The following is a 22,838-nucleotide window of genomic DNA, read 5'->3' as shown; positions in this document are numbered from 1 at the left end:
CGACCGGGGGTGACGTGGGGATCAGCCGAGGATCCTGACCGGGTCGCCCACCCGGACGGTACCGCGGGAAAGGGGCAGCAGATTCTGTCCGAAGACCAGCTTGCCGCCCAGCGCCGGTGCCGTCCCAGCGTGTGGAGGGGCTCCTTGCCGCGGCTCGCGTCGGTCTGGTCGGTCGTGGTGACAACGCACCGGCCGCACGGCTTGGCGACCCGGAAGCCGACCTCGCCGATGGTGAGTCGCGACCAGCCGTCCTCGGCCCATGGTTCCGTGCCGGCCACGACCAGGTTGGGCCGGAAGCGGTTCATGGGCAGCGGCCCCTCCGCGGCGTGCTCGCCCCGCGCGATCAGCGCGTTCAGTGCGTCGAGCGAGGCGGCGGCGGTGACCAGCAGCGGGTACCCGTCGGCGAAGGTGACGGTCTCGCCGGGCAGCCCGTACTCGGGGTCGACGGCGCGTCGCGTCGCCGGGTCGTCCATGTGCACCAGGCGCACGTCCGTACCGAGGTGGGCACTGCACCACACGTGCGCGGCGTCGTCGGCGAGGACCGCCTCCACCTTGTCGCGGAAGATCTCCAGCGGGACCGTCCCCGCCGGCTTCGGCACGGCGACGGTCAGCGGCTCGAGGCCGGGTGCGGACAGCCGGACGCCGCCACCGGGCAGAAGCTCGGCGGCGGCTTGCGCGAGGCGCGGGTGCTGACGTTGCGTGACGACCTTTCCCCCGTGGTCCATCAGCGCCCAGCGTCGGTCTCCGGCCAGCCCCCAGGGCTCCACAGCGGCTTCCCGGGGCGCCTGGCCCCGGAACGCCTTGACCGGGTGAACGTGAATCGACAGCAGTTCCGCATTCCCCATGGCCTCATCCTGCCAGGTCGCGGATGCTGCCTCCGAGGCGGCTCAGTAGCCGCGGTACTGCTGGTTGTTGTACGGGTCCTGGTACTGGGGCGCGGCGGGCCGGGGAGCGGCGGGGCGCATCGCGTCGTACCCCGTGCCGGGCCCGGCGGGGCGCGGCTGTTGCATCTGGGGGCCGGGGTAACCGCGTGGCGCGGTGGCCTGCGGCGGGATGTAGGCGGCCGGCGCCTGCTGAAGCGGAGCGGGCTGCTGCGCCTGCGGGTAGCCGTAGGCGTACTGGGACGGGGCCGCCGGGAGGGCGGGCAGTGCCGACGGCAACGCGGGCAGGCTGCCGCCCGTGTCGTAGGCGGCGGGGACCCGGATCGGGGCGATCTGCGGGGTGCCCCGCTCGGCCACGAGCGAGTCGTAGATCGGAGTGTCCGGGAAGGAGGCGGAGTAATAGCCGCCGCCATAGGTGGAGCGGGGGGAGGTCATGGCACATAAGTTAAGCCCACGATGTGCTGGTTGGGGAGACCGAAAAGAGGGTTGTTTTCCGTGTCGGCGGTGACTCCGACTACCCAATGCGAGCGAACTTGGCAAAAAGGGGCGGCAATCGTCGTTCGGATCGTGTAAGAGCCGAGTCCTCGGCGGGTTACCGGCGGTCGGACAGGGGTCTTCCCGCGCCATGGATGGGAGTTCGCGGCCCGGACGAATAGGTTGACGAGTGGACAAGCCGAAAGGCGCCGGAGTGTGCGGTCCGGCCGGTGACAGGTGAGGGGGCGGACATGTCCATGCCGAAGGGATCCAATGTTCCGGTGCCGACGGCGGCGCTGCGGGTCGAGGTGGGCCGCCGGTCGGGACCGGGCGTCCCCGACGCGGACGCCTCGGCCCTGCTGCTGGTCGCCGGGAAGGTCCGTTCGGACGCCGACTTCGTCTTCTGCAACCAGCCGGCGCACTCCTCCGGCGCGGTCCGGCACGAGGGCAAGCGGGAGACGGGCGGCAGGGTGACCGACACCCTGCTCGTCGACCTCGCGCGCGTGGAACCAGCGATCGAGACGGTCGTCCTGGCCGCCTCGGCGGACGGCGGCAGTTTCGGGCAGGTGCCCGACCTCGCCGTCGAGGTGCGGGACGCGGGGCAGGACACGCTGGTGGCCCGGTACGACGCCACCGGCGCGACCGTCGAGACGGCGTTCGTGCTGGGCGAGTTCTACCGCCGCCAGGGCGCCTGGAAGTTCCGCGCCGTCGGCCAGGGCTACGGCAGCGGCCTGGAGGGCCTGGCCACGGACTACGGCATCACCGTCGACGAACCGCAGCGCACCGCACCCCGGTCGGTCACGCCCCCGTCCCCGCCCGCGCCTCCCGTCTTCCCGGCCACCGTGCCCCCACCCGTCCACGCCGCCCCGCCCGCGCCGTCCGTCCCGCCCACGGCCCCGGTCCGCCTCACCAAGGTGACGCTCACCAAGGCCGCTCCGTCGGTGTCGCTGACCAAGCAGGGCGGCACCTCGGGCGCCATGCGCGTGAACCTCAACTGGGAGACGCGCAAGCAGTTCTCCGGGTGGGGCGGCAAACGCGAACGGGCCGTCGCACGGCACAACGACCTCGACCTCGACCTGTGCGCCCTGTTCGAGCTGGCCGACGGACGCAAGGGAGTCGTGCAGGCCCTCGGCAACGCCTTCGGAGCCCTGCACCAGCCGCCGTACATCCTCCTCGACGGCGACGACCGCACGGGAGCCCTCGCCACCGGCGAGAACCTCACGATCAATCTGGATCACAAGAACGACTTCCGGCGCGTCCTCGTCTTCGTGACCGTCTACGAGGGCGCCCGCTCGTTCGCCGACCTGCACGCCACGGTGACCCTGCGGCCGCAGTTCGGGGCCGCCATCGACTTCTCCCTGGACGAGTGCACCGTCCCGTCGACCGTGTGCGCGCTCGCGCTGATCACCCACACCGGCGACGACCTCGTCGTCCAGCGCGAGGCCCGCTATCTGGTGCCCGAGCGCGGTGTGAGCCCGCAGCGGACCGTGGATCACGCCTACGGCTGGGGCATGAACTGGACGCCGGGCCGCAAATAGGCCGCGGCGCCGGAGTGGCTCAGCCCTCGTCGGCCGCCGTCTCCGGACGGGCGTAGGTGCGGCCCTTCCAGGCCGCTCCCCGCCCCCGGTAGTGCTGTAGGGCGGAATCCATCGTCATCAGGAGATAGAGGAAGGCGGTGACGGGCAGCAGCGGGGCGAGCCACAGCGGCTGACGGTAGTAGCGGAGCATCGGGACGTACGTCCCCGTCATCACCGCCCACGCGAGGCCGCCCGGTACCGCCGCGGCCGGGCTGCCGAGGGCGAGCCCGCCGAACAGCGAGAACGGCGGCACCAGATAGACCAGAACGAGGCCCAGCACCGTGCCGAGCAGCAGCGGCGGGCTGTGTCGCAGTTGCGCGTAGGCGCTGCGCGAGACCATCCGCCACAGGTCGTGCAGCCTCGGGTAGGGGCGCACACTGTCCACCCGGTCGGCCAGCCCCAGCCACAGGCGCCCGCCCGACGCCTTCACCGCGCGCGCGAGCGCCACGTCGTCGATGACGGCGTGCCGGATGGCCTCCGGGATCCGGGCCCGCGCGGCGGCCTCCGTGCGCAGCAGGACACAGCCACCCGCCGCGGCCGCGGTCCGCGTCCGGGGCCGGCCGATCCGGCGGAACGGGTACAGCTGCGCGAAGAAGTAGACGAAGGCCGGTACGACCAGCCGCTCCCACACGCTCTCCACCCGCAGTCGTGCCATCTGGGAGACGAGGTCGAAGCCCCCGCCGCGCGCCGCCGCGACCAGCTCCCGCAGGCTGTCCGGCGCGTGCGCGATGTCGGCGTCCGTCAGGAGCAGGTACTCGGGTCCACGCGCGCGTGCCAGGGCGATGCCGTGCCGCACCGCCCACAGCTTCCCCGTCCAGCCCGCCGGGGGCTCGCCCGGCGAGTCCACGGTCAGCGGCAGCCCGCCGTGCCGGCGCGCCAGTTCGCGCGCCAGCTCCCCGGTTCCGTCGGAGCTGCCGTCGTCGACGAGGAAGACCTCGGCCCGCCCCGGATAGTCCTGCGCGAGCAGCGACGGCAGGCTGGCCGGCAGCACCCCCGCCTCGTCCCGTGCGGGGACGACCACGCAGACCGACGGCCACTCCCCGGGCCCTGCGGGCTCCGCGCACGGGGGCAGCCGGATGTCCGTGCGCCAGAAGAAGCCCTGGCAGAGGAGCAGCCACAGCCAGGCGGCGAGGGAACCGGCGGAGATCCACAGGACGGCGCTCACGGGCGCAGTCTGCCCCACGGGAGCCGGCCTCAGGAGCACATCGTCTATCGTGGCCGGGTGAAGATCGCGCTCATGGACTCCGGAATCGGGCTGCTGGCGGCGACCGCCGCGGTACGGCGCCTGCGGCCCGACGCGGATCTCGTGCTCTCCCTGGACCCCGACGGAATGCCCTGGGGTCCGCGCACGCCCGAGGACCTGACCGCGCGCGCGGTCGCGGTCGCGGAGGCCGCCGCCGCCCACCGGCCCGACGCACTGATCATCGGCTGCAACACCGCGACCGTGCACGCGCTGCCCGCTTTGCGGGCCCGCCTCGAACCGGGCGTCCCGGTGATCGGGACCGTCCCCGCGATCAAGCCCGCCGCGGCCGGTGGCGGTCCGGTCGCCATCTGGGCCACGCCCGCCACGACCGGCAGCCCTTACCAGCGCGGTCTCATCGACGACTTCGCCGACGGCGTCACCGTGACCGAGGTGCCCTGCTGGGGACTGGCCGAGGCCGTGGAGCACGCCGACGAGGTGGCGATCGACGCGGCGGTCGCCGCGGCCGCCGCCCTGACCCCCGACGAGGTGACGACCGTCGTCCTGGGCTGCACCCACTACGAACTGGTCGCCGAGCGCATCCGTGCCGCCGTCCAGGGCGCCGGCCGCCCGCCGCTCGTCCTGCACGGATCGGCCGGTGCCGTGGCCGCCCAGGCACTGCGTCGCATCGGTTCCCGCCCCGAGCCCGGAGCACCGGCCCTCGGCGCGGTCACGGTCCTCCTCAGCGGCCGGGAGGGCGTGCTGCCGGCGCCGGCGCTGGCCTATGCGGAAGGCCGCCTGCTCCAGGAGACCAGCTCCGCCCGGTGACCGGAGATCACCGGACGGCCGGGCGCGGTCCGCTCTTGGTCCGGGCGGCCCAGTCACCCTCCGCTGCACGGTACCGACGGAGCGAAACCTGGGTAATCTCGTGCATATGAGGGACCACCACCTCCACGAGGAGACCGCCCCGCACCCCGATGTGTGGCACGGGCGGGCCACCAACCGGTTCCAGTGGCTGCTCGCACTCGGCGGGGCGGCCTGCATGGCGCTCGGTATCGAACTGGCGGTCGAGTCCGCCTGGACGTCCTCCATCGCGCCGCTGGCCATGTCCGTCGTCGGCTGCATCGCCGCGGGAGTGCTGGTCCTCTTCGGCACCCTCGCCTTCGTCCACGTCGACCTGAGACTGGAGAAAGAGTTCCTCGAAGTGCGCTGCGGGCACATCGGCCTGCCGCGCCGGCGCATCCCGCTGTCCCACGTCGCGGAAGCCGAGTTCGAGCCGCACGTCACCCCCCGCCACTGGGGCGGCTGGGGCTACCGCTGGCGCCCTGAGAGGGGCACCGCCGTCGTCGTGCGGCGCGGGGAGGGTGTGGTGCTGCGGCTCTGGGACGGGCACACGTTCACGATCACCGTGGACGACGCGGAGTCCGCCGTTCGGGTCATCAGGGCCCGGCTGCGGCAGGGCACGCCCGACGTCACGCACTGACTCGGATACCGGACGGTCGTCGCGGGGGCGCAGGCCCCCTCCGGCGCGGGGCGGGCCGTGGCCGGACCCGCCGGCAGAGCTGCGCCGACCGAGACCGTGGTGAAGCTCGGCGCATCGCCGACCGCGGCCACGGCCGCCGGAACGGTCGGCGCGGCGCCATCGCTGGCCGCCGAACGGTCGGCGCGGCACTCGCGCTCGGCGCGACCGGCGTCGGTAGGGCGGTTCCCCGTAGGCGTCCTCCCCGTCCGCGGACGGGATCCCCCTGCCCCCACGCCCTGCCCACGGGGCCGGGCGTCCCAGGACCGTGAAAGCCCTCCCGGCCGCCCCGCGCGCCAGGGAGCGCTGCGTCACCGTGACGAACGCCGGGCGGTTCGGACATGAGTCGTGCGGGCGGCAGGTGGCGGGGACCGCCCCGCGGACCGTGCTGTCGGCCAAAAGGTGACCCGCCGTACACTCCCGGAGTGACCGTCACCGCAACTTCCGTGGACCGGCCGGACCAGCTGGAGCCCCCGACCGCGCCGTCGCGCGGCGCGCGGGTCCTGCGTCTCGTCCCGGCAGCCACCGCGGCGCTCTCCGGAGTGCTCCTCTACGTCAGCTTCCCGCCGCGCACGCTGTGGTGGCTGGCCCTGCCCGCCTTCGCCCTCCTGGGCCGGGTGCTGCGCGGTCGTGGCTGGAAGGCGGGACTCGGCCTCGGATACCTCTTCGGTCTCGGCTTCCTGCTGCCGCTGCTGGTGTGGACGGGCGTCGAGGTGGGCCCCGGCCCCTGGATCGCTCTGGTGCTCATCGAGGCGGCTTTCGTCGCGCTGGTCGGCGCGGGCGTGGCCGCGGTGTCGTGGCTGCCGGCCTGGCCGGTGTGGGCGGCGGCGATCTGGATCGCCGGTGAGGCGGCACGCGCGCGCGTGCCCTTCCGCGGCTTCCCCTGGGGCAAGGTCGCCTTCGGCCAGGCGGACGGCGTCTTCCTGCCGCTGGCCGCCCTGGGCGGCACCCCGGTCCTCGGCTTCGCGGTCGTCCTGTGCGGTTTCGGCCTCGGCGAGGCCGTTCGGGCGGGTCTCGAGTGGCGCCGCACACGCGAGGTGCGGCGGTCGGCCACGGCGGTGGCCCTGATCAGCATGGCGGTTCCGGTCCTGGCCGCCGTGGCCGCCCGCCCGCTGGTCAGCGACACGGCGGAGGACGGCACCGCGACGGTCGCGGTCATCCAGGGCAACGTGCCCCGCCTCGGACTGGACTTCAACTCCCAGCGCCGCGCCGTCCTGGACTACCACGCGCGCGAGACGGAGCGGCTGGCCGCCGAGGTCGCGGCGGGCAAGGTGCCCCGGCCGGACTTCGTGCTGTGGCCCGAGAACTCCTCCGACATCGACCCCTTCGCCAATCCGGACGCCGCCGCCGTCATCGAGCAGGCGGCCGAGGCGATCGACGCGCCCGTCTCGGTCGGCGGCGTCGTCGAACGCGACGGCAAGCTCTACAACGAGCAGATCCTGTGGGACCCGGACGAGGGCGCCACCCAGACCTACGACAAGCGGCAGGTCCAGCCCTTCGGCGAGTACCTCCCGATGCGTTCGCTCATCGGCGCCGTCAACGACGACTGGACCTCGATGGTCCGCCAGGACTTCAGCCGAGGCAGCAAGCCCGGCGTGTTCGACTTCGGCGACGCCAAGGTCGGCCTCGCCACCTGCTACGAGGCCGCCTTCGACTGGGCCGTGCGCGACACCGTCACCCACGGGGCGCAGATCATCTCCGTCCCCAGCAACAACGCCACCTTCGACCGCAGCGAGATGACCTATCAGCAGCTCGCCATGTCACGCGTGCGTGCCGTCGAGCACAGCAGGACCGTCACCGTGCCGGTGACCAGCGGCGTCAGCGCGATCATCATGCCCGACGGGAAGATCACCCAGAGGACCGGCATGTTCGTCGCGGACTCCCTGGTCCAGCAGGTCCCGCTGCGCTCCTCGGAGACCCCCGCGACGAAACTGGGCGTCCTGCCCGAGATCGCCCTCCTGCTCGTCGCCGCGGGCGGGCTGGGGTGGGCGGCCGCGGCCGGGGTGCGCGGGCGGCGCGCCGGTGGCGTGTAGCCGTACGCCCGTCGAGCGCGTCCCCGGAGCGCGCGGTGTGCTGGCACCGGCTCGTTAGGGTCGGTCCATGGCCACTCCAGACTTCATCCGCGCGATCCGTGCCACAGCCGGCCACCAGCTGCTCTGGCTGCCCGGGATCACCGCCCTCGTCTTCGACGACGAGGACCGCGTACTGCTCGGCCGTCGCTCGGACACGCGCGAATGGGCGGTGATCGGCGGCATCCCCGACCCCGGGGAGCAGCCGGCGGCCTGTGCCGTACGGGAGGTCTTCGAGGAGACCGCGGTGCGGTGCGAGGTCGAACGGGTCGTCCTCGTCCAGGCGCTCGAGCCGGTCAGGTACGACAACGGGGACGTCTGCCAGTACATGGACATCACGTTCCGCTGCCGTGCCGTGGGCGGCGAGGCCCGCGTCAACGACGACGAGTCGCTCGAGGTGGGGTGGTTCGCGGTGGACGCCCTGCCCGACCTCGACGAATTCGCGCTGTTCCGGATCAAGCAGGCGCTGTCGGACCAGCCCACATGGTTTGACGCTACGAGTTCCAGCTGAAGTGTGGGGGTGGACCACATGTGGTGAGGTCCCGGCGCTGCCTAAGGTCGAAGACATGACCACGCCCCATGCCGCCCCTGGTCCCTCCGCCCCCTCCCTCGACCTCCATGGTCGTACCGCCCTCGTCACCGGCGCCGCCGGTGGTATCGGCCGCGCCTGCGTGCTGCGGCTGGCGGCCGCCGGGGCCAAGGTGCGGGCGGTCGACCGCGACACGGCAGGGCTGGAGGCGCTCACCGACAGCGCCGCGGGCCTGCCGGGCGTCGTCGAGCCGCACGTCCTGGACCTCACGGACCTCGACGCCGCCGAGCTCGCGGCCGCCGGCACCGACGTCCTGGTCAACAACGCCGGGCTGCAACTCGTCCGGCCGCTGGAGGAGTTCCCGCCGGACGTCTTCCACACGGTGCTCACGGTGATGCTGGAGGCGCCGTTCCGGCTCATCCGCGGCGCCCTGCCCCACATGTACGGGCAGGGGTGGGGCCGCATCGTCAACGTCTCCTCCGTCCACGGACTGCGCGCCTCGCCTTACAAGTCGGCGTACGTGGCCGCCAAGCACGGGCTGGAGGGACTGTCCAAGACCGCCGCCCTCGAAGGCGCGCCGCACGGTGTCACCTCCAACTGCGTGAACCCCGCCTACGTGCGCACCCCGCTGGTGGAGAGGCAGCTCGCCGACCAGGCCCGGGCACACGACCTGCCCGAGGAGCGCGTACTGGCCGAGGTGCTCCTGCGGGACAGCGCGGTCAAGCGGCTCATCGAACCGGAGGAGGTCGCCGACGCCGTCGCCTATCTGTGCGGTCCCGGGGCGTCCTTCGTGACCGGCACCTCCCTCGTCCTGGACGGCGGCTGGACGGCGCACTGACCTGCCCGCCGAGTGGTGGGTCCGGAGTTTTCCACAGGCCTGACGGGCCGGCCCGGTCATGAGGAATCCTGTGAGCATGTCCCGCGATCACGTGGAGCCGGTCGAGCGCTCCGTCAGCAAGGCCGAGGCCGCCGTGCGCGGCGCCGAGGCGGCCCTCGGCGTGCCCGGCGGTTCCGAGGCGCCGTTCCTGGAACTGCTCGCCCGGGGCGCGCCCGCCGAGGCCTACGAGCGGCCGGTGCCGCTCGCGCGCGCCGGAGGACTGCCCGCCGAGCGGATCGCCGCGCTCGAACACGCCAAGCTGCTCGCCCTGCGGGTGCGGTCCGAACTGGAGGGTCGCCGCCGGCGGGAGGCCGAGCTGTCGGCACTCTTCGAGACGGCCCACGACCTGGCGGGGCTGCGCGACGTGGACGCCGTCCTCCAGGCGATCGTGCAGCGCGCCCGCTCCCTGCTCGGCACCGACGTCGCCTACCTCAGCCTGAACGACCCGGTCAGGGGCGACACCTACATGCGGGTCACCGAGGGCTCGGTCGCCGCCCGCTTCCAGCAACTGCGCCTCGGCATGGGGGAGGGTCTCGGCGGTCTGGTCGCCCAGACGGCCCGCCCCTACGTCACCGACGACTACTTCCGCGACGACCGCTTCCGGCACACCGCGACCATCGACACGGGTGTGCGCGACGAGGGCCTGGTGGCCATCCTCGGCGTCCCACTGATGCTCGGGGCGAACGTCATCGGGGTGCTGTTCGCCGCGGACCGGCGTGCCCGCGTCTTCGAGCGCGAGCAGATCGCCCTGCTCGGTTCCTTCGCCGCCCTGGCCGCGGCCGCCATCGACACCGCCAACCTGCTCACCGAGACCCGCTCGGCACTGGCGGGCCTGGAGCGCGCCAACGAGATCATCCGAGACCGCAGCGCGGTCATCGAGCGGGCATCCGACGTCCACGACCGGCTCGCCGAACTCGTCCTGCGCGGCGGCGGGGTCCACGACGTGGCGGCGGCCGTCTCCCAGGTACTGGCCGGCACGGTCGAGTTCACCGAGGCCGCCGCGGCCCCGGCCGGGGCCCTGGAGACGTCCCGCGCCGAGGGCCACGCCGTACGGCACGACGACGACTGGATCGCCGCCGTGACCGCGGGCGGCGAACTGCTCGGCGCCCTAGTCCTGCGCGGCCACCCCGGCCTCGACCCCGTCGACCAGCGCACGCTGGAGCGCGCGGCGATGGTCACCTCCCTGTTGCTGCTCGCCCGGCGCTCCGCCGCCGAGGCCGAGCAGCGGGTCCGCGGTGAACTGCTGGACGATCTGCTGGACGCCCGCGACCGTGACCCGCGTGTGCTGCGCGAGCGTGCCTCGCGGTTGCGTGCCGACCTCGACGCCACCCATGTCGTCCTCGCCGCCCGACTGGAGGCCGACGCCGCCGACGCCGACCAGGAGGCGGCCGCGCGACGGCGCCTGTGGTCCGCCGCGTCCCATCTCGCGGCGACCAGGCAGGGCCTGGCCGCAGCCCGCGACGGCGGCACCGTCCTGCTGCTGCCGCTGGCACCGGGCGACACCGCGACGGAGCTGGCGCACCGCACGGCCCGCCATCTGGGCACCGCCGTCCACGAAGCGGTCACGGTCGGCGCCTCCGCCCCCGTCCAGGACCTCGCCGCCCGTCCGGACACGGTGGTCGCGGCCTACGCCGAGGGACGCCGCTGTGTGGAGGCGTTGCGGCTGCTCGGCCGCTGTGGTGACGGGGCCGCCGCCGACGACTTCGGTTTCCTGGGACTGCTGCTCGCCGGGGACCGGGACGTGGCGGGATTCGTGGAACGCACCATCGGCGAGGTCGTCGCCTACGACGAACGGCGTGGCACCGATCTGGTGCGCACCCTGGACGCGTACTTCGCGTGCGGGATGAGCCCGGCCCGCACCAAGGACGACCTTCACGTCCACGTCAACACCGTGGCACAGCGCCTGGAGCGCGTCGCCCGTCTCCTGGGCGACGACTGGCAGAGTCCCGCTCGCGCCCTGGAGATCCAGCTCGCCCTGCGGCTGCACCGATTGGCGGCCCGAATACCGGACTGACCCCCGTACTCCCTCAGGGGGCACGGGGGCCGGGTCGGGCAGGGGCCGGGGATCAGAGCACGCGGGCGTCGGCCGGCGCGGCCGGCGTGTCCTGCGCCTCGGCGGCGGTGTCGATGTCGGCCAGGTCGCGGTGTCGGGTCTCCTTGGCCACGCCCACGGCGACGACCGTCAGCAGGGACGCGGCGATCACGTACAGGGCGATCGGCGTGGAACTGTCGTAGTCGGCCAGCAGCGCGGTGGCGATGAGCGGTGCCGGAGCGCCCGCCGCCACCGAGGCGAACTGGGCACCGATGGAGGCGCCGGAGTAACGCATCCGGGTCGCGAACATCTCGGAGAAGAAGGCGGCCTGGGGCGCGTACATCGCGCCGTGCAGTACCAGCCCGACGGTCACGGCGAGGATGAGGTTGCCGAAGCCACCCGTGTCGATGAGCGAGAAGAAGGGGAACATCCACAGGCCGATGCCGACCGCGCCCAGCAGGTAGACGGGACGCCGGCCGATCCGGTCGGACAGCGCGCCCCACGCCGGGATCACCGCGAAGTGCACGGCGGAGGCGATGAGCACGGAGTTCAGGGCGGTCTGCCGGGATACGCCGGCCGAGGTCGTCGCGTACACCAGGATGAACGCGGTGATGACGTAGTAGGAGATGTTCTCCGCCATGCGCGCACCCATCGCGATGAGCACGTCACGCCAGTGGTGCCGCAGCACCGCCACGAGCGGAAGCTTCTCGGCGACGGCCGCCTCCGTCGCCTTCCGGGCCTCCGCCTGGGCCAACGCCTCCTTGAAGACGGGGGATTCATCGACCGAGAGACGGATCCACAGGCCGACGATCACCAGCAGGCCGGAGAGCAGGAACGGTATCCGCCAGCCCCAGCTGCCGAAGGCGGCGTCCGACAGCACGGCGGTGAGGAAGGAGAGCACGCCGGTCGCGAGCAGCTGACCCGCCGGCGCCCCGGTCTGCGGCCAGGAGGCCCAGAACCCGCGCCGCCGGGCGTCCCCGTGCTCGGACACCAGCAGGACGGCCCCGCCCCACTCGCCGCCGAGCGCGAAGCCCTGCACCAGACGCAGCACGGTCAGCAACACCGGAGCGGCGGTCCCGACGGTCGCGTGCGTCGGCAGCAGCCCGATCGCGAAGGTCGCACCACCCATCAGCAGCAGACTGAGCACCAGCAGCTTCTTGCGCCCGAGCCGGTCCCCGTAGTGCCCGAAGACCAGTGCCCCGAGCGGACGCGCCGCGAATCCGACGGCGTACGTCAGGAAGGACAACAGTGTGCCGACGAGCGGATCGGAGTCCGGGAAGAACAGCTTGTTGAAGACGAGCGCGGCGGCGGAGCCGTACAGGAAGAAGTCGTACCACTCGATGGTGGTGCCGATGAGGGACGCGGCGACGATGCGCTTGAGGCTGGCGGGGGCTGGTGGAGCGGTCGCGGGGGAGGACATCGGTACCACTTCCTGGCAGTTGGCGGGGACGTTTGCGTGTCGCCATACCGTAGGAACGGCCAGGTGAGAGGCGTATGTGGTGGGACACCATAGTTCTGGGTGTGGGAGTGCGCGTGTGCCCCATGTAGGCGGCGCCGGTGACGTCAAGCGAAACTCGTCGTGACCCGCGCCGACGACCGCGCCTCACACGGGTCCCGCGCCCGCCCCGGCCCGTGCGGAAGGGATCGTGTGTGTGACTCGGGCCCTCCCGCCCGACAGCCGCGGCCCGGCCGACGCGCGATTGTCGGAGGCCGGTGTCACGCTGAAACGACACAGGATCTGCGAAAGGGAACAGCCGTGATCACGACCGACCTCACTCCCGGCTCCCCCTGCTGGCTCGACCTCGGTGCCCCCGACGTCCGGGCCGCCGCCGCCTTCTACGGCGCGGTGCTCGGCTGGGACTTCGAGTCCATGGGCGAGGGCGGGGACATGGAAGGCGGGATGTTCAAGAAGGACGGCAAGACCGTCGCCGGCCTCGGAAAGCTCTCCGAGGAGGGCGCTCGCTCGGCCTGGATGATCTACTACACCGTCACCGACGCGGACGTCACCACCCAGTTGGTGGAGGGTGCCGGCGGCACGGTCCGGGTGCCGCCGAGGGAGCTCGGCGACTGGGGACGGATGGCGCAGTACACCGACCCGTCGGGCGGCCAGTTCGCGGCCTGGCAGCCGGGCAAGCAGGCGGGCTTCGAGTTGGCGGACGAGCCCGGCTCGCTGTCCTGGACCGAGCTGCACACGAGCGACGCCGCCGCCGCGAGGCAGTTCTACGGGGCGGTCTTCGGCTGGCAGTTCAGTGACATGGAGATGCCGGGCGGGGGCACGTACACCCTCATCACTCCGGCCGGGCTGCCCGAGGAGCGTATGCAGGGCGGGCTGATGCAGGTCCCCGAGGAGGACCTCTCCCTGGCGGACGGGCGGGCGTACTGGCACCCGGTCTTCGCCGTCCCCGACTGCGACGCGGCTGTCGCCGCTGTCACCGGGAACGGCGGCAGCGTGCAGATGGGCCCGGTGGACGCGGAAGGCGTCGGCCGCCTCGCCGTCTGTCTCGACCAGTCGAAAGCGGACTTCGTGGTGCTCACCCCGTCCTCCTCGGCCTGAGGGCCTCCGCTCAGGCCGGCGGCGGGAGCCACGGCCGCGCCGCCGGAACCCCCGCGCGCCGCTCGGTCGCGGGGTGCAGGCGATCCCCGCGGCGTACTGGCCGGGCGTCACTGCTCGAGGCGTCCGACGGCGAAGTCGGCCCCCCGGTGCCGTGTCGATGTGGTCGCCGAGGACCACGGTGAATCCACCCCTCCCGGTGCGGGCACGCCTCTCTGTCCCGGTGCGGGCACGCGCATGCCTGGTGCGGGCGCCGCCTTCTGGACCAGACGGTTTTCGATCATGTACGGGCTCGGTGATCCGGCCGCTGCCCGAGCGACGCCGTTCTGTTCGCCGGAGTCGATCACATCCAGGAGGCGGCATCGAAGCCGCGCGAAGATTGCCGGATCACGGCAATGAACACCGCCGCATGCCCGTGTCAGGATCCCGTCAAGCCGGAGAGCGGCGACAGGACGAAGGGGGACGGCGCGGATGACCTGGTTTCTCGGACTCGGTCTCACGGGGACCGCGCTGCTCGCCCTGGCGCTGCTCTTCGACGGGGTGCTGGACGGCGTACTCGACGGTGTGCCGGGCGGTTTCCTCGACGGGTGGCTGTCGCTGCCGGTCGTCGCCGGCTTCGTGGCGGCGACCGGCTTCGGCGGCATCCTCGCCACCGGGCTCGCGGGTGCGAGTCCCCTGGCCGCCACCGGCTTCGGCGCCGTCCTGGGAGCGGCCACGGCATGGCTGACGTACCGCTTCAGCCGCGCCCTGATGCGTGAGCCGACAGCCGTCGCACCCCGTGGGAACGACCTCGTCGGCACCGCGGGCAACGTGGTGACCGCCATCCCCGCGGACGGCTTCGGTGAGGTGCTGCTGCGTCTTGCCGGGCAGCCGGTGAAGTTCGCGGCGCGCAGCGCGGGACCGGTGCCACGGGGCGCCGAGGTGTGGGTGGAGGCGGCACCGACCGCGACCTCCGTCCTGGTACGCCCCGTGGACCGCTGAGGCGCACCTCTTCTTCCCCTTCCTCCTGCCTTCTTCCTCCCCACTTCCCTTTCTCGTACCTGATTCGGGGGCACCGCCATGAGTTCCGTCGTCCTTGCCGTCGTGGGAGTCTTCGTACTCCTCGTCCTGTCGGCGCTCGTCGTGATCACCAGGTACAAGGTGGCCGGACCGAGCGAGGCGTTCATCATCACCGGTCGGCGCGGCAAGAAGGCCACCGATCCGGAGACAGGGCGGGTGTTCACCGACAACAGCGGCCAGAAGGTAGTGGTCGGTGGCGGGGTCTTCGTCGTGCCGTTCGTGCAGCAGAAGTTCACGCTCGACCTGTCGTCCCGGCACATCCCGGTGGCGGTGCGCGGAGCTGTCACGCTGCGCGGCATCAAGGCCAACCTCGAGGGCGTCGCCATCGTCAAGGTCGGCGGGACCGAGGACTCCATCCGGGCCGCCGCCCAGCGCTTCCTGATGCAGCAGGACGGCATCGTCGGGTTCACCCAGGAGGTGCTCTCCGGCGCGCTGCGCGCGATCGTGGGCCGGATGTCGGTCGAGGACGTCATCCGCGACCGGGCGGCGTTCGCCGGCCAGGTCGCCGAGGAGGCCGAAGCCAGTCTGTCGGGGCAGGGCCTCGTCCTGGACGCCTTCCAGATCCAGGACATCACCACCGAGGGCTCCTACCTGGAGGACCTGGGCCGTCCGGAGGCGGCCCGCGCCAAGCAGGAAGCCGACATCGCCGAGGCGGTCGCCCGGCGCGCCGCCGAACAGGCCCGGCTCAAGGCCGAGGAGGAGATCGCCGTCGCGCAGCGCACGTTCTCCCTCAAGCAGGCGGAGATCAAGGCCGAGACGGACGCGGCCGCCGCCCAGGCCGACGCGGCAGGACCCCTCGCGGAGGCCGCCCGGCAGCAGGACATCCTCATGGAACAGGAGAAGGTCGCCGAGCGCCGAGCCGCGCTGAAGGACCGTCAGCTCGACACCGAGGTCCGTAAGCCCGCCGACGCCCAGCGGTACGCCGCCGAACAGGAGGCCGAGGCCCGTCGGGTGGCTCGCGTCAAGCAGGCCGAGGCCGAGCGGTCGGCGGAGATCGCCGCCGCCCAGGCGGAGGCCGAGCGGTCCCGGCTCACCGGTGAGGGCGAGAAGCAGCGGCGCAGCGCGCTGGCCGAGGCGGAGGCCGTCGAGGGGCTCAGGAAGGGTGAGGGCGAGCGCTCCCGGCGGGCAGCGATCGCGGAGGCCGTACGGCTGGAGGGCGAGGCCGAGGCGGCGGCCATCGGCGCGAAGGGGGCGGCCGAGGCGGAGGCGATGCGGCAGAAGGCGGACGCCTTCGGGCAGTACGGCGACGCGGCCGTCCTCCAGATGCTCGTCGAGGTGCTGCCCGACGTCGTCGCCAAGGCGTCCGAGCCGCTCAGCGCCGTGGAGAAGATGACGGTGATCTCCACGGACGGGGCGGCCCGTATCCCGCGGGCGGTCGCCGACAACGTCGCCCAGGGACTGGAGCTCCTCGGTTCCACCACCGGCATCGACCTCGCCGAACTCCTCAAGGGCATCACCCACCGCGACTCCACGGCGCAGGAGCGGCCGGCGCCGGTCCCGGCACCGGCGTCCCCCAACGGAAAGGTGGAGATCACCGGTTGACGGTGCCACCCGGCCGACGCCCCGGTCCGAGCCGCACCGCGACGGGCGCGGACAACGCCCGCCGGTGGTGGCGTTTGCCCCTACTTCCCTCGGAAATAACCCTGTTGGGCCTCGAATCGGGAGCCGCTGGAACATGTCGGCAGGCCGGACCGATGCCCCGCGGACGACCGGACGCCGGAAGGGCCGCGCTCCGGGTCGCCCTCGGAGGGGAGGAGCGTCGTGCCGCAGTCCGACGACGAGTGCCCGGCCGTCCTCGAAGGACGGCGCGCGCCAGACCGTCCTCGCGCCGCATGTCCTCGCGGACGCCGCCGTACCGGGGCATGGTGGACGCTGGCGGCCGGGGTGGCTGCCCTGGTCACCGGTGTCGTTCTGGCCCAGGGCCTGCTCATCGCCACCGGACTGGTCCTGGCCGGCGTCGGTGTGCAGCTGTTCGACGCCCAGGGCGCGTCGGCTGGACGCCCTGACCGGCCCTCCGACTGAGACCCACCGGTTGGGTCACCCACCGACCGACTTACCGTCAGGGCGTCTCTGCCAGGGCCCCTCCGACTGAAACCTACCGGTCGGGAGACCCACCGACTGAACCCACCCTGAGCGTCCACCGGTTGGGTCACCCACCGACTGAACCCGCCGTCAGGGTCGCACTGACAGAGGGGACTCCCGCGTAGGGGGTCTGCGCGCCGTCGGCGAGGATGGGGGACGAGTCCGCCGCGCCGTTCCGGCTGTCGGACCGACCGGCTCGTTACACACCCTTTCGCCTACCCTTTCGCCCACCCTTTTGGCCCGCGCCCTTTTGCCCCGGACACCGTACGACCTGGCCCCATGGGAAGGACATGACCATCCACACCACATCCGCCGAGCCGTTCCTCGACGGCTTCGGGAAGATCCTCGCCGAGGCCGCGACCACGGGCCGTCGTCTGACCCGCGACGAGATCGAGACGCGCCGGGCCCTCGGCGCAAAGGCGGCGGAGGCCGGACACGGCTGGCGGGCCCTGGTCCGCGCGCATCTGGCCGCGAGCCGGGAGGACTGGCCGCGGGCGGCCGACCCGGACAGGGTGCTCGCCGTCGTCGAGCAGGCGGTGGACGCCTTCGCCGACGGCTACGAGCGGGCGCAACGGCTCGTGGTGCGCAAGGAGGAGGCCGCACGCCGAGAGTTCATCGACGACCTGCTCCACGGCCGCGGCGATCCGGGCCGGCTCGCGGCCGGCTCCGAGCGGTTCGGGCTGCGTCTGTCGCGCGCCCACGCGGTCGCCGTGGCCGAAGGCCCGGAGAAGTACGACGAGACGGATCCGGTGCCCCGGCTGGTGGCCGACGAACTGTTCGGCCGCTTCGAGAACCGGCGCATCCTGTTCACCACCAAGGACGGGCGGATGGTGTGCATCGCCCCAGGCGACCAGGACGAGGTCCTCTCCCACTTCGCCCGGTACGCGCACACCGTCACCGGCCGGGGGCAGGTCGCCATCGGCCGGGCGAGACGGGGCCCGACGGGCATCGGACACAGCTACGAGGAGGCCCTCAACGCCCTCGACGTGGCCCAGCGCATGGGCTTCGACGAGCCTCTGCTGCGCGCCGCAGACCTGCTGGTCTTCCCCGTGCTGGCGCGCGACCGGCAGGCCCTGATGGACCTGGTGCACAGCGCCCTCGGCCCGCTGGAGCGGGCCCGCGGGGGAGCGGGGCCGCTGGTGGAGACCCTGGTCGCCTACTTCGACTCCGGCTGCGTGGCCGCCGCGACGGCCCGGCGCCTGTCCCTCAGCGTGCGGGCGCTCACCTATCGGCTGGCCCGCATCCACACCCTGACCGGCACGGATCCCACCGACCCGGCTCACCGCTACACCCTTCAGACGGCTGCCATCGGCGCCCGTCTGCTCGACTGGCCGGCGCGGCCCCTGCTCCCCGGCGAGGCCGCGCCGTAGCGGGCGTACGGCCGTGGGGTCGGCGCGCCCACGGCCGCTCCTCGCCGGTGCCGGGAACGGCCAACGGGTCTGCTCCCGTGGGCCGGTGGGAGAATTCCGTGTCCTGGGACCTACGCCGTCGCGGCGGTCGGCGGTCCAAGTGGGCGGGGGAGGAATGGAGGAGGCCGGGCATGGTCGAGTGGGTGTTCCTCAGGGCGGGTGCCAGGCCCGTTCCGCGGCCGGTGGCCACACCGCTGGTGTGGGCCACGGCCTTCGGCGGCGCGCTCTCGCTCGTCGCCCTGCTCAACGTTGTCGTGGGCACGGACCGCCCCGGCCTCGCCCTGGGTGCCCTGTCCCTGCTGGCGGCCCTGCTGGGCCTGTGCGCCCGCTTCACCGCGGCGCCCGGCACGGCCGCGCTGTGCTGGCTGACCCTGAACGCGTTCGCCGTCCCGCCCATGGGGACCCTCACCTGGGCCGGACACCGCGACACCTTCTGGCTGACCTGCCTGTGCGTCGCCACCCTCGTCGGGACCGTGGCGGCCCGGATCGGTCACGCACGTGCCGCCTACCGGCGCACGGCCATGGAAACGGCCCCGACGCCGGCGGATCCGGGGAACCGGCCGGGCGGCTCGGGGCCGTCCGCGTGAGGTGACTCCGAGCGCCGCGCGCCTGGGGTGTCGGCGCGGCCGCCGGCTCGGGGGCGTGTGGCGGGGCCGACCGGCGGGGTGCCGGCCGTGGTCCTTGCGCCTGGTTCCCCCGACCGCGTGAGTGGGGTGGGACCCGGTGTCAGCCCCACCCGAAGCGGCGGTCCACGACCGCCGTGAACTCCTCCAGGGTGAGCACCGCGTCCCCGTTCTGGTCGGCGGCGTCGAAGAGGGCGGAGGAGGCGTCGGCGTCCCCCAGCGCCCAGGACGGCAGGTCCCCGCGCGCGGCCAGGGTCGGCCCCTTGGTCCGCAGCGCGGTGATCACCTCTTCGCGGGTCAGCGTCCCGTCGGCGTCGAGGTCCAGTGCCTCGAACAGCTTGCGTGCCTTGTCGCTCATGAAGCTTCCCCGTTCGGGATGCGTGTTCGTTCCCCGTCGCCGGCGGGCGGGGAGGGTCCCGCCCGCTCCCGGAAGACGCTCGCGCTGCCGTCCCGGTTCCCCGCCGTCGGCACCGTAGCGGTCACGGTTTGCGCGCGAGGCCTCCGTGCTCGGCGATGACCTCCGGGTGGGGCGTGGAGGGGTCCGGACGCCACAGGGGCACCGAGACGACGCCGGGCTCGATCAGCTCCAGTCCGTCGAAGAACGAGGTGATCTCTTCGACGGTCCGCAGGTTGTACGGGACCGCGCCACTGGTGTTGTAGGCGTCCTGGGCCGCCTCGAAGACGGGGTCGACGCCTCGGGAGCCGTCGTTGATCGAGAGGTAACTGCCCGACGGCAGGGCCCCCATGAGCCGGGTCACCAGGTCGCGGCACCGGTCGGGGTCGGCGACGTGGCCGAGGATGTTGCTCAGGATGAGGGCGGTGGGTCGGCTGAGGTCCAGCGTCTCGGCCGCCGCCGCCAGGATGCGGTCCGGGTCGAGGACGTCGGCGTCGATGTAGGCGGTGGCGCCCTCGACGGTGGAGTAGAGCAGGGCGCGGGCGTGCGCCAGGACCATCGGGTCGTTGTCGACGTAGACGATCCGGGCCTCCGGTGCGATCCGCTGGGCGACCTCGTGGGTGTTCTCGGCCGTCGGCAGGCCGGTGCCGATGTCCAGGAACTGCCGGATGCCCGCCTCGGACACCAGGTAGGTGATGTTGCGGCGCAGGAAGGCCCGGCTGCTGCGGGCGATGGTGACGATGCCGGGGAAGACGGCGGTGTAGGCGTCACCGGCCTCCTCGTCGACGGGGTAGTTGTCCTTCCCGCCGAGCCAGTAGTTCCAGATCCGGGCCGAGTGCGGCACCGAGGTGTCGATCTTCTGGTGCACCGACGATCCGGGCGTCGTCGCTGAGTCGCTCATGGGTGGCGTCCGTCTTTCAGCCGAGGCGTGCAGGTTCCACCGCACAACGTACGTCTCAACGACCTCGCCTTGCACGCCAGTTCACCTCTTCGAACGACCCGGTCACGTGAGAGCCCCTGTTTCGTGCGCGGCGCGCGTGCCGTGCGGTCAGGTCGCGGTCAGGGTCGCCGGACCGGGAGCGGCCGCGCTGGACTGCTCGCGGGGAGGCGCGGGTGGTCGGGATCGACCTCGGTCCGGTGGCGCGGGTCGCGTCGTCGGGCGACGGGGCGCAGTCGACGGCCGGGCGGGGCCCGCGGCCCCGGCCGTGCCGCGCGCCGGCCTGCCGGGCTCCGTGCGGGGCCGCGAGGCCGTGCTAGCCGACCCCCGTGCACACGGGTCAGCCCCGCCCGTCCTGCCCCATCAGGTCGGTCGTCCCGGACCCTTGACTGGTAACCCGCCAGTAGCGATCCTCGTCGCATATCTTGCGCGGTCATGACAATCCCGTGCGGGTCGCGGGCGTCCCCGGACACCCTGGCGTCCCGGCTCGTCGACCGCGCGCTCCCCCGACCGAGGGACGTGGGCAGTGACCGACACTGGACGCCCGTACCGCAGACGACGGCAGATCACCGTCGCGTCGTTGCTCCTTCTCGTGCTCTCCATGACCTTCGGACCGACGCCGAGTTCGGCAGCCGGCGCCGACTGGTGGAACCCGACCGCCCGGCCCACGCCCGACTCCCGGATCAATGTCACCGGCGAGCCGTTCACCGGCACCGACGCCCAGGGGCAGGTGCGCGGCTTCGTCGACGCGCACGACCATCTGTTCGCCAACGAGGCCTTCGGCGGCCGGCTCATCTGCGGCAAGGTCTTCTCCGAGGCGGGCGTCGCCGACGCGCTCAAGGACTGTCCCGAGCACTACCCCGACGGCTCCCTCGCCGTCTTCGACTACATCACCAGGGGCGGCGACGGCAAGCACGACCCGGTCGGCTGGCCGACCTTCAAGGACTGGCCCGCGCACGACTCGCTGACCCACCAGCAGAACTACTACGCCTGGGTGGAGCGCGCCTGGCGCGGCGGGCAGCGGGTGCTCGTCAACGACCTCGTCACCAACGGCGTGATCTGCTCGGTGTACTTCTTCAAGGACCGCGGCTGCGACGAGATGACGTCGATCCGCCTCCAGGCGAAGCTGACGTACGACCTCCAGGCCTACGTCGACAGGATGTACGGCGGCACCGGCAAGGGCTGGTTCCGGATCGTCACCGACAGCGCCCAGGCCCGCCAGGTGATCGCGCAGGGCAAACTCGCGGTCGTCCTCGGCGTCGAGACCTCGGAGCCGTTCGGCTGCAAGCAGGTCCTCGACATCGCGCAGTGCGACAAGGAGGACATCGACAAGGGCCTGGACGAGCTGTACGCGCTCGGCGTGCGCAGCATGTTCCTGTGCCACAAGTTCGACAACGCGCTGTGCGGCGTCCGCTTCGACGAGGGCGGCCTCGGAACGGCCATCAACGTCGGCCAGTTCCTGTCCACGGGCACCTTCTGGAAGACGGAGAAGTGCACCGGCCCGCAGCACGACAACCCCATCGGCACCGCTGCCTCCGCGGCCGAGGACGACCTGCCGGCGGGCGTCGAGGTCCCCGCCTACGACCAGAACGCCCGGTGCAACGTCCGCGGGCTCAGCGCCCTCGGCGAGTACGCCGTGCGCGGCATGATGAAACGCAAGATGATGCTCGAGATCGACCACATGAGCGTCAAGGCCACCGGCCGCGTCCTCGACATCTTCGACTCCGCCTCCTACCCCGGCGTGCTCTCCTCGCACAGCTGGATGGACCTCGACTGGACCGAGCGGGTCTACGGCCTCGGCGGTTTCGTCGCCCAGTACATGCACGGCTCCGAAGGGTTCAGTGCGGAGGCGAAGCGCACGGACGCCCTGCGCGACAAGTACGGCGTGGGCTACGGCTACGGCACCGACATGAACGGCGTCGGCGGCTGGCCGGCCCCGCGCGGCGCGGGCGCCGCCGACCCGGTCACCTACCCCTTCCGCAGTGTCGACGGCGGGTCCGTCATCGACAGGCAGACCACCGGCGACCGCACCTGGGACCTCAACACCGACGGAGCCGCCCACTACGGCATGGTCCCCGACTGGATCGAGGACATCCGGCTGGTCGGCGGACAGGACGTGGTCGACGACCTCTTCCGGGGCGCCGAATCCTACCTCGACACCTGGGGCGGCACCGAGGGCCACCAGGCGGGCGTCAACCTCGCCAAGGGTGCCGCGGCGACAGCCAGTTCGCAGGAGTGGAGCCTCTTCACGAGCTACGCGGCGGGCCGCGCCGTGGACGGCGACCCCGGCACCCGATGGGCCGGCGACTGGAACGACGACCAGTGGCTGCGGATCGACCTGGGCGCCACGAATTTGGTCGGACGCGTCACCCTCGACTGGGAACGCGCGTACGGCAAGTCGTACCGGATCCAGCTCTCCGCCGACGGTGAGCACTGGCGGACGGCCTGGTCCACGACATCCGGTGACGGCGGCCTGGACACGGCCCGCTTCACCGGCGCCCCCGCCCGCTACGTCCGCGTCCAGGGTGTGGAGCGCGGCACGGAGTGGGGGTACTCACTGCACGAGGTCGGCGTGCACAGCCGCTGACCTCCTCCCGCCGGCCCGCCCGTGCGCGGGCGGGCCGCCACGAGCACCGAGGACACGC

19 protein-coding genes and 1 pseudogene are annotated in these 22,838 nt (G+C 72.7%); 14 read left to right on the top strand and 6 right to left on the bottom strand.

Annotated features, from left to right (window positions below):
- Positions 1-21: 21 nt before the first annotated feature.
- Both ACZ5Y0_RS10540 and ACZ5Y0_RS10535 read right to left on the bottom strand, forming a co-directional pair.
- Positions 22-845 (bottom strand): annotated as a pseudogene (locus ACZ5Y0_RS10540) (MOSC domain-containing protein).
- Between the two features lie 42 nt (positions 846-887).
- Complete coding sequence (locus ACZ5Y0_RS10535; protein ID WP_469128244.1) at positions 888-1,316, bottom strand: DUF6643 family protein; 429 nt, start codon at positions 1,314-1,316, stop codon at positions 888-890.
- A gap of 296 nt (positions 1,317-1,612) precedes the next feature.
- On the opposite strand from ACZ5Y0_RS10535, the gene ACZ5Y0_RS10530 reads away from it, so the two are divergent.
- Positions 1,613-2,893 carry a TerD family protein gene (locus ACZ5Y0_RS10530; RefSeq protein WP_469128474.1) on the top strand — a complete coding sequence of 427 codons (1,281 nt, stop codon included), beginning with the start codon at positions 1,613-1,615 and terminating at the stop codon, positions 2,891-2,893.
- 19 nt (positions 2,894-2,912) lie between these two features.
- On the opposite strand, the gene ACZ5Y0_RS10525 is transcribed toward ACZ5Y0_RS10530, so the two are convergent.
- Complete coding sequence (locus tag ACZ5Y0_RS10525; RefSeq protein WP_469128243.1) at positions 2,913-4,115, bottom strand: glycosyltransferase; 1,203 nt, start codon at positions 4,113-4,115, stop codon at positions 2,913-2,915.
- A gap of 39 nt (positions 4,116-4,154) precedes the next feature.
- Here ACZ5Y0_RS10525 and ACZ5Y0_RS10520 point away from each other — a divergent pair, with 39 nt between their 5' ends.
- The 6 genes from ACZ5Y0_RS10520 to ACZ5Y0_RS10495 all read left to right on the top strand — a co-directional run bounded on the left by ACZ5Y0_RS10520 (position 4,155) and on the right by ACZ5Y0_RS10495 (position 11,120).
- Entirely contained in the window at positions 4,155-4,940 is a 786-nt protein-coding gene (locus tag ACZ5Y0_RS10520; RefSeq protein WP_469128242.1) for a glutamate racemase, read from the top strand.
- Positions 4,941-5,046: 106 nt separating this feature from the next.
- Entirely contained in the window at positions 5,047-5,595 is a 549-nt protein-coding gene (locus ACZ5Y0_RS10515; RefSeq protein WP_469128241.1) for a hypothetical protein, read from the top strand.
- A 461-nt stretch (positions 5,596-6,056) separates the two neighbouring features.
- Positions 6,057-7,664, top strand: coding sequence for an apolipoprotein N-acyltransferase (gene lnt / locus ACZ5Y0_RS10510; RefSeq protein WP_469128240.1), 1,608 nt, complete (start codon positions 6,057-6,059; stop codon positions 7,662-7,664).
- A 67-nt stretch (positions 7,665-7,731) separates the two neighbouring features.
- Positions 7,732-8,211 carry an NUDIX hydrolase gene (locus ACZ5Y0_RS10505; protein WP_469128239.1) on the top strand — a complete coding sequence of 160 codons (480 nt, stop codon included), beginning with the start codon at positions 7,732-7,734 and terminating at the stop codon, positions 8,209-8,211.
- Positions 8,212-8,266: 55 nt separating this feature from the next.
- Complete coding sequence (locus ACZ5Y0_RS10500; protein ID WP_469128238.1) at positions 8,267-9,067, top strand: 3-hydroxybutyrate dehydrogenase; 801 nt, start codon at positions 8,267-8,269, stop codon at positions 9,065-9,067.
- A gap of 76 nt (positions 9,068-9,143) precedes the next feature.
- Positions 9,144-11,120 carry a helix-turn-helix domain-containing protein gene (locus ACZ5Y0_RS10495; RefSeq protein ID WP_469128237.1) on the top strand — a complete coding sequence of 659 codons (1,977 nt, stop codon included), beginning with the start codon at positions 9,144-9,146 and terminating at the stop codon, positions 11,118-11,120.
- Positions 11,121-11,172: 52 nt separating this feature from the next.
- Here ACZ5Y0_RS10495 and ACZ5Y0_RS10490 read toward each other — a convergent pair whose 3' ends face one another.
- On the bottom strand, positions 11,173-12,558 hold the full coding sequence (locus tag ACZ5Y0_RS10490; RefSeq protein ID WP_469128236.1) for an MFS transporter: 1,386 nt from the start codon (positions 12,556-12,558) through the stop codon (positions 11,173-11,175).
- A 336-nt stretch (positions 12,559-12,894) separates the two neighbouring features.
- Between ACZ5Y0_RS10490 and ACZ5Y0_RS10485 the strand changes: the two genes are divergently transcribed.
- The 6 genes from ACZ5Y0_RS10485 (at position 12,895) to ACZ5Y0_RS10460 (ending at position 18,826) form a co-directional block, all read left to right on the top strand.
- Positions 12,895-13,692, top strand: coding sequence for a VOC family protein (locus tag ACZ5Y0_RS10485; protein WP_469128235.1), 798 nt, complete (start codon positions 12,895-12,897; stop codon positions 13,690-13,692).
- A gap of 468 nt (positions 13,693-14,160) precedes the next feature.
- A complete protein-coding gene (locus ACZ5Y0_RS10480; RefSeq protein WP_469128234.1) occupies positions 14,161-14,670 on the top strand; it encodes a hypothetical protein in 510 nt (169 codons plus the stop codon).
- A gap of 78 nt (positions 14,671-14,748) precedes the next feature.
- Complete coding sequence (locus tag ACZ5Y0_RS10475; protein ID WP_469128233.1) at positions 14,749-16,290, top strand: SPFH domain-containing protein; 1,542 nt, start codon at positions 14,749-14,751, stop codon at positions 16,288-16,290.
- A 342-nt stretch (positions 16,291-16,632) separates the two neighbouring features.
- A complete protein-coding gene (locus tag ACZ5Y0_RS10470) occupies positions 16,633-16,770 on the top strand; it encodes a hypothetical protein (protein ID WP_469128232.1) in 138 nt (45 codons plus the stop codon).
- A 350-nt stretch (positions 16,771-17,120) separates the two neighbouring features.
- Positions 17,121-18,200 carry a PucR family transcriptional regulator gene (locus ACZ5Y0_RS10465; protein WP_469128231.1) on the top strand — a complete coding sequence of 360 codons (1,080 nt, stop codon included), beginning with the start codon at positions 17,121-17,123 and terminating at the stop codon, positions 18,198-18,200.
- 170 nt (positions 18,201-18,370) lie between these two features.
- The gene (locus ACZ5Y0_RS10460; RefSeq protein ID WP_469128230.1) at positions 18,371-18,826 is read left to right on the top strand and encodes a hypothetical protein; all 456 of its coding nucleotides are present in this window, start codon (positions 18,371-18,373) and stop codon (positions 18,824-18,826) included.
- A gap of 139 nt (positions 18,827-18,965) precedes the next feature.
- Here the strand turns inward: ACZ5Y0_RS10460 and ACZ5Y0_RS10455 are convergent, their stop codons facing one another.
- Entirely contained in the window at positions 18,966-19,220 is a 255-nt protein-coding gene (locus ACZ5Y0_RS10455; protein ID WP_469128229.1) for an EF-hand domain-containing protein, read from the bottom strand.
- 121 nt (positions 19,221-19,341) lie between these two features.
- Positions 19,342-20,157 (bottom strand): SAM-dependent methyltransferase, encoded by an 816-nt coding sequence (locus tag ACZ5Y0_RS10450; protein ID WP_469128228.1) that lies wholly within the window; start codon positions 20,155-20,157, stop codon positions 19,342-19,344.
- A 562-nt stretch (positions 20,158-20,719) separates the two neighbouring features.
- On the opposite strand from ACZ5Y0_RS10450, the gene ACZ5Y0_RS10445 reads away from it, so the two are divergent.
- Positions 20,720-22,780 carry a galactose-binding domain-containing protein gene (locus ACZ5Y0_RS10445; RefSeq protein ID WP_469128227.1) on the top strand — a complete coding sequence of 687 codons (2,061 nt, stop codon included), beginning with the start codon at positions 20,720-20,722 and terminating at the stop codon, positions 22,778-22,780.
- Positions 22,781-22,838 lie beyond the last annotated feature (58 nt).

It is taken from the genome of Streptomyces sp. NPDC033216 (assembly GCF_055577115.1).
Note: the sequence above shows the minus strand (reverse complement) of the source record. Positions and strands in the feature narration are given on the sequence as shown.

Excerpts from the sequence above, each read along its gene's own strand:
- ACZ5Y0_RS10535 (WP_469128244.1), bottom strand. The coding sequence starts at position 1,316 with ATGACCTCCCCCCGCTCCACCTATGGCGGCGGCTATTACTCCGCCTCC.
- ACZ5Y0_RS10455 (WP_469128229.1), bottom strand. The coding sequence starts at position 19,220 with ATGAGCGACAAGGCACGCAAGCTGTTCGAGGCACTGGACCTCGACGCC.
- ACZ5Y0_RS10530 (WP_469128474.1), top strand. The coding sequence starts at position 1,613 with ATGCCGAAGGGATCCAATGTTCCGGTGCCGACGGCGGCGCTGCGGGTC.
- ACZ5Y0_RS10500 (WP_469128238.1), top strand. The coding sequence starts at position 8,267 with ATGACCACGCCCCATGCCGCCCCTGGTCCCTCCGCCCCCTCCCTCGAC.
- ACZ5Y0_RS10515 (WP_469128241.1), top strand. The coding sequence starts at position 5,047 with ATGAGGGACCACCACCTCCACGAGGAGACCGCCCCGCACCCCGATGTG.
- ACZ5Y0_RS10495 (WP_469128237.1), top strand. The coding sequence starts at position 9,144 with ATGTCCCGCGATCACGTGGAGCCGGTCGAGCGCTCCGTCAGCAAGGCC.
- ACZ5Y0_RS10490 (WP_469128236.1), bottom strand. The coding sequence starts at position 12,558 with ATGTCCTCCCCCGCGACCGCTCCACCAGCCCCCGCCAGCCTCAAGCGC.
- ACZ5Y0_RS10480 (WP_469128234.1), top strand. The coding sequence starts at position 14,161 with ATGACCTGGTTTCTCGGACTCGGTCTCACGGGGACCGCGCTGCTCGCC.
- ACZ5Y0_RS10475 (WP_469128233.1), top strand. The coding sequence starts at position 14,749 with ATGAGTTCCGTCGTCCTTGCCGTCGTGGGAGTCTTCGTACTCCTCGTC.
- ACZ5Y0_RS10450 (WP_469128228.1), bottom strand. The coding sequence starts at position 20,157 with ATGAGCGACTCAGCGACGACGCCCGGATCGTCGGTGCACCAGAAGATC.
- ACZ5Y0_RS10465 (WP_469128231.1), top strand. The coding sequence starts at position 17,121 with ATGACCATCCACACCACATCCGCCGAGCCGTTCCTCGACGGCTTCGGG.
- ACZ5Y0_RS10460 (WP_469128230.1), top strand. The coding sequence starts at position 18,371 with ATGGTCGAGTGGGTGTTCCTCAGGGCGGGTGCCAGGCCCGTTCCGCGG.
- ACZ5Y0_RS10505 (WP_469128239.1), top strand. The coding sequence starts at position 7,732 with ATGGCCACTCCAGACTTCATCCGCGCGATCCGTGCCACAGCCGGCCAC.